The organism is Vibrio mytili, assembly GCF_000830505.1.
In the GTDB taxonomy this organism is placed as follows: Bacteria; Pseudomonadota; Gammaproteobacteria; order Enterobacterales; family Vibrionaceae; genus Vibrio; species Vibrio mytili.
The window spans coordinates 1-9,596 of sequence record NZ_JXOK01000094.1 but is presented as its reverse complement, the minus strand read 5'-3'; the positions used below and the strand labels follow the sequence as shown (position 1 = coordinate 9,596).

9 protein-coding genes are annotated in these 9,596 nt (G+C 42.0%); all 9 read left to right on the top strand.

The genetic code is table 11. The annotated features are described in order from the left end of the window. Positions 1–364: 364 nt before the first annotated feature. The 9 genes from SU60_RS20930 (at position 365) to SU60_RS20900 (ending at position 9,535) form a co-directional block, all read left to right on the top strand. Entirely contained in the window at positions 365–1,405 is a 1,041-nt protein-coding gene (locus tag SU60_RS20930) for an ABC transporter ATP-binding protein (protein ID WP_041157218.1), read from the top strand. An 11-nt stretch (positions 1,406–1,416) separates the two neighbouring features. Continuing rightward, positions 1,417–2,670: an ABC transporter substrate-binding protein gene (locus SU60_RS20925; RefSeq protein WP_041157217.1), complete on the top strand. Its 1,254-nt coding sequence runs from the start codon at positions 1,417–1,419 to the stop codon at positions 2,668–2,670. 51 nt (positions 2,671–2,721) lie between these two features. Further along, the gene (locus SU60_RS20920; RefSeq protein WP_041157220.1) at positions 2,722–3,699 is read left to right on the top strand and encodes a carbohydrate ABC transporter permease; all 978 of its coding nucleotides are present in this window, start codon (positions 2,722–2,724) and stop codon (positions 3,697–3,699) included. Further along, complete coding sequence (locus tag SU60_RS22510) at positions 3,696–3,917, top strand: ABC transporter permease family protein (protein ID WP_245228448.1); 222 nt, start codon at positions 3,696–3,698, stop codon at positions 3,915–3,917. The genes SU60_RS20920 and SU60_RS22510 overlap by 4 nt, the downstream gene beginning before the upstream one ends. 20 nt (positions 3,918–3,937) lie before the next feature. Further along, entirely contained in the window at positions 3,938–4,123 is a 186-nt protein-coding gene (locus SU60_RS22505; RefSeq protein ID WP_245228447.1) for a hypothetical protein, read from the top strand. 35 nt (positions 4,124–4,158) lie between these two features. Further along, positions 4,159–4,527 (top strand): carbohydrate ABC transporter permease, encoded by a 369-nt coding sequence (locus tag SU60_RS22500; protein ID WP_245228446.1) that lies wholly within the window; start codon positions 4,159–4,161, stop codon positions 4,525–4,527. A gap of 278 nt (positions 4,528–4,805) precedes the next feature. Continuing rightward, entirely contained in the window at positions 4,806–7,058 is a 2,253-nt protein-coding gene (locus SU60_RS21065) for an endo-1,4-beta-xylanase (protein ID WP_052481571.1), read from the top strand. Positions 7,059–7,241: 183 nt separating this feature from the next. After that, on the top strand, positions 7,242–7,721 hold the full coding sequence (locus SU60_RS20905) for a YehS family protein (RefSeq protein ID WP_041157216.1): 480 nt from the start codon (positions 7,242–7,244) through the stop codon (positions 7,719–7,721). A 1,016-nt stretch (positions 7,722–8,737) separates the two neighbouring features. Beyond that, positions 8,738–9,535, top strand: coding sequence for a DUF6615 family protein (locus SU60_RS20900; protein WP_128814748.1), 798 nt, complete (start codon positions 8,738–8,740; stop codon positions 9,533–9,535). The last annotated feature ends 61 nt before the right edge of the window (positions 9,536–9,596 follow it).

The following is a 9,596-nucleotide window of genomic DNA, read 5'->3' as shown; positions in this document are numbered from 1 at the left end:
AACCATGAATCGGGGCGAAAATTTTACGAAATTCAGTCGTTATTGATGCGCGACATAAAAGAACGTATTTACCTCTCTAGCAATAATGAAAATGATAAATAGTACTTTTAGCTAACATTAATAAATGAAGCAGTACTGATCTATTAAATCAAGTCTAGATTTCATACACCACTTCCTTTGATTTTTGAGGCGTATAATTGCGCCTTATTTTTTTACTTGACTCATTTTAAAGACAGATATCACAAATAGTAAAAGTTGGTAAAAAGAGTAAAGGGAAAATAAGATTCAGTAATTGTTCTAATCAATGAGTTCTCACATTATTTACAATATGACAACTTTCATAAAATATTAGTTTGGTGGAAAAATGGCAGCAGTAACATTTAGCAATTTAGTAAAGAGTTACGGTGAAACTCAGGTAGTTAAAGATATTGATCTCCATATAAACCATGGAGAGTTTGTTGTATTACTTGGTCCATCTGGATGCGGAAAATCAACGACATTGCGTATGTTGGCGGGATTAGAAGATATAACCGATGGTGAAATATATATCGATGACCTATTGGTAAATGATCTGCACCCTATCGAACGAAATATTGCGATGGTATTTCAAAGTTATGCATTGTACCCCCATATGACCGTCGAAGAGAATATAGGGTTTAGCTTAGAAAACCTAAAGGTAGAGAAGGAAGCCGCAAAAAAAATGGTAGCAGAAGTTGCTGAGATATTAGAGCTAACACCACTTCTTAGCAGAAAACCGAAAGAGCTATCAGGCGGGCAGCGTCAGCGTGTTGCCATGGGGCGAGCGATGGTTCGTAGCCCTAAGGTGTTCTTGTTTGATGAGCCTCTATCTAACCTCGACGCAAAATTGCGAGGCCAAATGCGTAAGGAGATTCGGGCACTTCATGAAAAAGTAAAAACAACCATTATTTACGTTACGCACGACCAAGTTGAAGCGATGACGTTAGCTGACCGAGTGGTGATTTTAAATAATGGAAAAATTGAACAAGTCGGTTCCCCGAAAGAAATTTTTGAAAATCCAAAAACTGAATTTGTTGCTCGATTTATCGGTAGTCCAGAAATTAACATTTTTGATGTAACAACCTCTGATATATCTACATGCATTGCTGATATCCACGAGGGTGTGAGATCTATTGGTATTCGACCGCAAGACTTGAACCTCAACGCCGAAAATATAGAAAAAGAGTTTTGTTGCGAGATTCCTGTACAAGTGAAAAACTCGGAGATTTTAGGTTCAGTCATTCATCTAGATTGTCTATTCAAAGAGAAAAAAGTAGTCGTTGAAACAAAATACATGGAAGAGGAATTTGACAAAAATATTACGCTCTACTTTGACAAGCGAAAAGCACATTTTTTTGATAATAACCAATGTACGACCCTACAATAAAAGGACTAACAATGAAGAAGTCGAATATTAAAGCGATTACATTTGCAATCGCCGCTGCTTTATCCACAAACGCTTTGGCAGAACAAGTTGAAATTACGGTAGCATCATTTCCTAATTTCAACCAAGTTGCTGAAGCGGCAATTCCGTCATTCGAAGCAAAGTATCCTGATATTAAAGTGAAGCTAGTGACACTTGCTTACGGTGACCACCATAATGCGATGACAACAGCTCTTGCGACGGGAGCGAATCTACCAGATGTCATGGGTATCGAGAATTCGTACGTAGGCCGTTTCGTTGAGTCTGGTGGCCTAGAAGACCTCAATGCCGCGCCATACAACGCAGGGACATTTACCGACAAGCTCGTTCCGTTTTCTGTTGCGCAAGGTACCAACTCTAAGGGGAATTTGGCGGCAGTGCCGGCGGATATCGGTCCTGGCGCCACTTTCTACCGAGCTGATATTCTTGAAAAAGCGGGAGTTACAGAAGCTGAGTTGCTAAAAGATTGGGACTCATTTATTGAAGCAGGCATAAAAATTAAAGAAAAAACGGGTAACTATATGCTCGCAAGTGCTGTAGATATCAAAGATATTTACATTCGTGCGAATCTTAAACCTGGAGAGGGCCTGTACTTCGATAGTGAACATAATGTTTTGGTGAACTCGGATCGATTTAAAGAAGCTTTCCGTCTTGCGAAAAAAGCACGTGAAGCCGGTATTGACGCTAAGGTAGGGGCATGGTCGAACGAGTGGACTGAAGGCCTGCGCCGAGGCAATATTTCAGTACAGATGATGGGCGCTTGGCTTGGTGGTCACTTAGAAGATTGGATCGCACCAGAAGCAAAAGGTCTATGGCGCACTTCTGAATTACCAAACAAAGCGCTCGCGAGTTGGGGCGGTTCATTCTACGGCATTCCTAAAAAAGCAGAGCATAAAAAAGAAGCTTGGACTTTCATCGAGTACATGGCGACAAGCCCTGAGATCCAACTGCTTGGCTTTAAAGAAATCAATGCGTTCCCTGCTTTAGTCTCAACGCACAAAGACCCGTTTTTCGAGGAAGAAATCGCCTACCTTGGTGGTCAGAAAGCCCGTCTGATATGGCGAGATGCTGCAGATAAGATCCCAGCAGTTACGGTAGATCGCTATGACGAAGTTGCTCGTCAAGTAGTGAATGATGCGCTTGAAAAAGTGCTGGAGCATGATGCCAATATTGATGAAATCTTGGCAGATGCAGAGAAGAAAATTGAACGCCGTGCCCGTCGTCGTTAATCAGTACAGCGGGCTAAGGAGTTAGCCCGCTTTTTAGTTGGGATGAATATTATGAGTTCTACACTAGCTTCTAACCAAGGCGTAACCCGTAAGGGGCACTTTTGGTTGCGTAAGGGAAATAAGATTGCCCCTTATTTATTTATAAGTCCATTTTTCATTATTTTCGGCGTTTTCGGTCTGTTCCCGTTAGTCTTTTCACTTTACTTATCATTTCATTATTGGGAGCCTGCCGCTGGCCTTTCTGCAATGGAATGGGTAGGGGTTGAAAACTATGTGTTTGCATTGGAAGATGACTGGTTCCGAACGTCTATCTACAACACAGTCGTGATTGCCCTCAAATCTGGTATTCCTCAGCATGCGGTTGCGTTGCCATTGGCTTACTTTATTCACACAAGCTTTAGCCGTATGCGCAACACGGTGATTGGCGTCTATTTCGTACCATACATCACGTCGACGGTTGCTATTTCTTTGGTTTTTACCACTTTGTTCTCTCGCGACTTCGGTATGGTAAACCAGATGCTAACGAGTTTGGGTAATTTTTCGATAGGTGACATCAAAGTACTATCGTGGTTATTCCCGACCGAAAATATTGACTGGAATAGACCTGAGTACACCAAGGATATGATTTCGTTTGTTGTATTCTGGCGCTTTGTTGGTTGGAACACAGTGCTGTATCTATCCGCTTTACAGACTATTCCAAAAGATATTTACGAAGCCGCTACCATTGATGGGGCGAGTCGCTACCAACAGTTCTGGCATATCACATTGCCAATGCTTAAGCCTATGGCCTTCTTTGCGGTCACTCTAACAATCATCGGTAACCTGCAACTGTTTGAAGAACCGTTCATTATCACAGGTGGTACGGGCGGTATTGATCAAGCGGGTAAAACAGCAGCGATGCATATGTATATCACGGCATTCGTAGAAAGTGACTTTGGTACTGCTTCGGCTATTTCTTGGATTCTGTTTATGTTGATCGCCGGGTTAACTTGGGTGAACAACAAGTTGTTAGGGGGAAGTAACCAATGATGAAGAATATGCAAAAAGATAAGCTGATTGCTTATATCATCGTGGCGCTGGGTGCATTGATTATGTTAGCACCGTTCTACTTTATGTTTATCTTCTCATCACACTCCAACTCGGGAATTCTCTCTGTTCCGCCACCAGTTCTATTTGGTGATTACTTAGTAGAGAACTTCAATACTCTGTTGGACTTCTTACCCTACTTTTGGCACAACTTGGCTTAAGTTTGTATGTGGCGGTTGTGGTGACAGTACTTAACTTATTGTTTTGTTCACTTGCTGGTTATGCTTTTGCGATGTTTGATTTTAAGTTCAAGAACTTATTGTTTGTAAGTATTATCGGCACCATGCTTATTCCTCCTTTTCTAGGGATGATACCTACAGCGATGATCATGTCGACGATTGGCTGGATGAATGAGCCCAAAGCCTAATAGTGCCAGCAGCTTGTGGAGCCATGGGGATCTTTATGATGCGCCAGTTTATCTCAAGCTCCATTCCTAAAGAGCTGGTGGAAGCTGCTCGTATGGATGGGTGTGGTGAGTTTAAGATTTACTACCGTGTCATTATTCCATTGATTAAACCGGCATTTGGTACCTTGGGCCTGATTACCTTCATTGGTACTTGGAACAACTTCATGGGACCTTTGGTGGTGATGAATGACATGAAGATGTTTACGGTTCCACTGGCACTTCGTGCATTACAAGGAACAGGGCAAGTACCGTGGGGTGCGGTTTCGATTGGTGCGGCAATTGCAGTGCTACCACTACTCATACTATTTGTCATCGCTTCACGTCGACTCATCGATGGTCTGACATCAGGCGCGGTGAAAGGGTAGATCGAGTCAGATTACTTTTTGAACCCAACGAAATTAAGCAGTGCAAGAATGTACTGCTTATTTTCGTACTCAAATTCGCCGAAAACAAAAAAGAAAAGATACCCATCGCAGAGAATAAATGCTCAGAAGTAGCATCCGAATAATGCTTGAGTGAAAGGCCGGAATATTCGATAAGTTTGTGTTCTATCGACCAAATCGGCAACGTGGTTATTCAGTTTTTAACAAGCTAGAAAAACCAGACAATTGCTACGATGGTATTGTCGATATAAGGACATAACATGAACAAAATACTCTTCTCTACAATGTGCATGTTGATATCAGTTGGCTGTGTAAATGTGACGAATGCGTCAAGCACGGCCGTGACTGCGAAAGATGCGTCAGGGTCTAAAAATACCGTGATGCCACTAAAAGCTTTGGCTGACCAAATTAACTTAGCGGTTGGAGCAGCGGTCGAGACTCGCCATCTAGAAAATGCTGCGCTTAAAGAAACGCTTATCCGAGAGTTCTCTCAAATAACCCCAGAAAATGAAATGAAGTTTATGTACCTCCAGCCAAAGCGAGGACAGTTTGATTTCAGTAAAGCTGATCAGTTAGTGGAGTTTGCTGAGCAACATGACATGGTGGTGAAAGGTCATACTTTGGTGTGGCACATGCAAACCCCTCAATGGCTAGAAGACACCAAATGGAGCAAAAAGGAACTGACCGAAATCTTAGAACAGCATATCAAAACGGTGGTGGGCCATTATAAAGGTAGAGTGCTTTATTGGGATGTGGTCAATGAAGCGTTTGATGACAATGGTGGCTTCAGACATACCTTGTGGTATGACGTATTGGGTGAGGAATACATTGAACTCGCATTTCGTTTTGCCCACGAGGCCGACCCGAACGCTATCTTGTTCTACAACGACTACTCTACAGAAGGGATGAACGCGAAGTCGAATGCGGTTTATCGTCACATGAAAAAGTTAGTTGAAAAAGGTGTGCCCGTTCATGGGGTTGGTACACAGTTACACCTTAATGCTGAAGACCCAATCAGTGATACGGCCATTGCGAGAAACATCGAACGCTTATCAGAGCTTGGCCTGGACACACACTTTACCGAAATTGACGTACGTATACGAGATGGGCAAAGTCCTTCTGCTATCCAAGCACAAACTGCTCGTTATGAGATGTTGATGAAACTCGCAGCCTACTATCCAGAAGTAGACATGTTTACCACCTGGGGTGTCAGTGATCAGTATTCTTGGATCCCCAGTTGGTTTGCTGGTTATGGCAGAGCGTTGATGTTCGACGAAAACTATCAACCAAAGCCAGTTTATGACGCTGTTCAACAAGTGTTGTTGGACGCCGTAACCGGTAATTTCAGTTATCAACCAGTGACCGATCTGAGCCAGGCAAAACGTTATATATTACCTTTTGACGCGAAGCCTCTCTCCAAAAAACAATTTTCAGCCGACGAAGTCGTATTTTATCCATTTGCTTACAACCAGTTAGGAGATAAAAATCAGATATTGCCACCACCAACGGTAACCAATGGAAAATGGGCGGTAGGCTATCATAAGAATGCTTTGATTGGGCGTGTCGTGCGTCAGGATAACAAAACGGTCACCGATCGTGAGCAATCTTGGGAAAACGATAATGTAGAAATTTTCGTTCGTATTGGGGGGGAATTTTGGCAGTTTCGTTCGGTGATCGGTCAGGGCTTTGAAGCGCCGAATTTTCCCGGAGAAGCCACTGGTGAGTGGAGCGATGATGGCACAACCTTTAACTTTGTCATTGCATTCGACGGCTATGAAGACCTTGTGGGTGAAACCTTTGGATTTAATATCGCTCTTTCGGACAATGACGGCGATCTTGATTCTGGATATCGCCACGCTCAACTTTATCCATTAACAGGCTCAAATTTAGGCTGGCAAGGAGAAGAGCTTGGTGAGCTGTTTATGAACGGACAAAATGCCGTCGTTTCAGCAGTGCCGGTCACAATGCCTCCCACTTTCAAGATGGTACCGTTGAGCCAAAAGCCGAAAAGTGCAACAGACCCTGTTTGGGCGCAAGCCTATCAGTATTCATTGGCATTTAACCAACTGAATCAAACCGATATGACGGTTGCGCCAAAGGATAATTTTTCCGGTGATTGGCGTGTTGGTTACTACGATAACTGGATCTACGGTGTCGTCAATCGTGTCGATGATGTAACGGTAACCACAATGGAGCAGAGTTATCAAAACGACAACGTGGAACTCTTTTTACAACAGCACGAAAACATGACTCAGTTCCGAACGGTTGTTGGTCAAGACTTTGAAAAGGTAGACTATGCAAAGTCTTACCGCGCTTTGTGGAGTGACGATGGTTCTCAACTGTTCTTTGCTATCGAGCTTGATAGCAAGCCTAAGCCTGGCGAGAGCGTGATGTGGAATATCGCATTATCAGATAACGATGATGGCAAAGGGCGTAAATATCAAATTTACCCTGTACCAGGTACCAATATTTCTTACCTCGGCGAACAGTTAACTAAGTTAACGCTTAATTAACCATTTATACATGCAAGCAAGCTAGGTAGCAGGTCATGCCGCCTAGCTTTGCTATGCCTTGCAACTAAGCAATTCTCTCTGAATCGGCATAATTGATAGGGAGTAGGCCACAAAACTGATAAAATCCAAGTCTTCCAGTAATCATGTTGATAGCACTGGATTTACCTAAGACTAGGAACTAATTTGACCAATAATGATATTTTACGCCGTGTACGTTATACATTTGATTTAAAAGACAAGGTAATGACTGAAATCTTCTCTTTAGCAGACTATAACGTGACAGATGAGCAAGTCACTAGCTGGCTGAAAAAAGAAGACGACGACGCTTTTGTCGAACTTAGCGATAAAGAGTTCGCTATATTTCTAAACGGCTTTATCAATTTTAAACGTGGTAAGCGCGACGGTGAGCAGCCAAAGCCAGAAGAGAAGTTAAGTAATAATATCGTATTTCAAAAGTTACGCATTGCGCTGAACTTAAAAGCGGAAGATATTCTCGAGATTCTGCAACTTGCCGATTTTCGTTTAAGCAAACATGAGCTTAGTGCGTTTTTCCGTAAACCTGATAATAAGCATTACCGAGAATGCAAAGACCAAGTTCTTCGAAACTTTTTACTTGGTCTTCAACATCAGCAAGGTCTAAGTGCTAACGAATCTGATTCATAACCGCTACGGCCGTAGTAAACATGATAGCGGTTTCGATACCGATACATCGACCCATCGAATACACTCATTGAGTGATGCTATCCGGTGATACCTAAGCCGCTGGTAAATCAGCGCTTAGTTGTTTCTAAAAGATAGAATCTTTACAAATACTCAGAATGAACCTTTTGTAGATGATGAAGGAAACCGGACATTCATGACGGATATCAACCTGTTTGTCTGTACAGTCTGATTAAATTGGCGCTCACTACGTAATTAACCTGCATTTAGCCGTTTAATTGTGAACAGCGACACGTGTATTTATACACAATGTCTTTATATTTTAGATGGATAAATGCTAATGTTAATAAAATGTCGTGTGGGAAAGAAGGCAGATTTCGCGCGCGAAAGGCGGTAAAAAACCGTATAGAAAGCGTTATGTTTTCTTTGATTTTCAATAAATAAAATGATTTTAGGTTCTTGATTTTTTGGTCTCTTTGGCTGCTCGATCGAGTAGCCTCAGCAACTTAACTTTGTCTGTTTAAATTCTTGAATTTCTCAACCGTCTTTACGCTTCAAAATTCGTGGGTTGCTTCAATTTGAAGTCGTGCCTCCATGTTGGTAGTTTGTTTGGCCTAAAGTCGCTGCGAGTGTATTTGCCAATCAGCATGTTAGCTTGGCAATTGCCTCGGCAATTTGCCATTGTCCTACGCTTTGGTTGGAAAGAAAGGGCGCTCGTTGGTACTTAGTCGGGTTGCCTCATTGGGCAGGGAAGTGGAATTACACGCTTTGAGTTTCATGCCTTTGGCGGCCAAGTGAGTTTGAGCGTGTGACAAAGTTCTTAGAAAGCGGTTAACAATGCAGTTCTTTGCCAATCAAATCAATCGATTGTGGTAAAACATAACAAACGCTTGAAGACGGATTCGCAACGTTTGGCGGTTTTGGTTTGATTTGGCTTATGCGTTTACGGTGTAATAATTGAGTGTCGTGGTAGCGTTGCTCACCACTTAAGCGGACGTTATGTGGTTAGATAGAGAATTATGATGCAAATTGATGATATTTTGATTAAAAACTCAGGCTGGACATGGAACAAGTTGAGAGAAGCTAGAAACCTTGGTTTTCAGCTTGGAGAGGAGTCGATAACTGACTTCTTAGTACTGAATATAAAAAAATTAGGTGGCACTAAGTTGATCGTCGAGAGTTTTACTCGACATAAAGAATCACTTAATGGTGCTGATTGGGAATGGTGGTTTACCGGACCTAGTGGTAAATGGCTTGGAATGCGGATTCAAGCTAAAGTACTTAAATTAGATACTGAAAAATATGAACATTTACATCACAAAAACAAAAATGGACAGCAAGTAGATTTACTTGTGCAAGATGCCGTTAAAGGTAACATGATTCCTGCTTACTGTATGTATACCAATTGGGATCCTAAGAAATATGATACTCCTTGGAAGTGCCGAACACACAAAACATCAGTTCGCCACTATGGAACGGCTCTGCTGAGCACCAAAAAAGTAAAAGCATATCAAGTGAACAATGAAACTCGCTTATCTCAAATTATCAATGATCTAAAACCAATGCATTGTATTTTTTGCTGCTCAGGGCATGGTGGTTCAGACTTACCCTCACGGACACTAAGTTATGCGAAATCAAATGGACTGTTGCCAGTTAACGCTGATGGTAATCAGGGTGAACAAAATATAGAACTGCTTCTCCGGAATGAACCACCATATTATGTAACTCAAATGCTGGAGAATAAATTAGATGATGACTTCATTGACATGCATGATGATCGCTTAAAAAGAGTGACAGTATTTAAAGAGGTCGAATAACCACATAACACATATGAGCCTTCTGCCTGTCAATAGACAATACTGTTCCTTTGGCTGCGTT

Excerpts from the sequence above, each read along its gene's own strand:
- SU60_RS20930 (WP_041157218.1), top strand. The coding sequence starts at position 365 with ATGGCAGCAGTAACATTTAGCAATTTAGTAAAGAGTTACGGTGAAACT.
- SU60_RS20925 (WP_041157217.1), top strand. The coding sequence starts at position 1,417 with ATGAAGAAGTCGAATATTAAAGCGATTACATTTGCAATCGCCGCTGCT.
- SU60_RS20920 (WP_041157220.1), top strand. The coding sequence starts at position 2,722 with ATGAGTTCTACACTAGCTTCTAACCAAGGCGTAACCCGTAAGGGGCAC.
- SU60_RS22510 (WP_245228448.1), top strand. The coding sequence starts at position 3,696 with ATGATGAAGAATATGCAAAAAGATAAGCTGATTGCTTATATCATCGTG.
- SU60_RS22500 (WP_245228446.1), top strand. The coding sequence starts at position 4,159 with ATGATGCGCCAGTTTATCTCAAGCTCCATTCCTAAAGAGCTGGTGGAA.
- SU60_RS21065 (WP_052481571.1), top strand. The coding sequence starts at position 4,806 with ATGAACAAAATACTCTTCTCTACAATGTGCATGTTGATATCAGTTGGC.
- SU60_RS20900 (WP_128814748.1), top strand. The coding sequence starts at position 8,738 with ATGATGCAAATTGATGATATTTTGATTAAAAACTCAGGCTGGACATGG.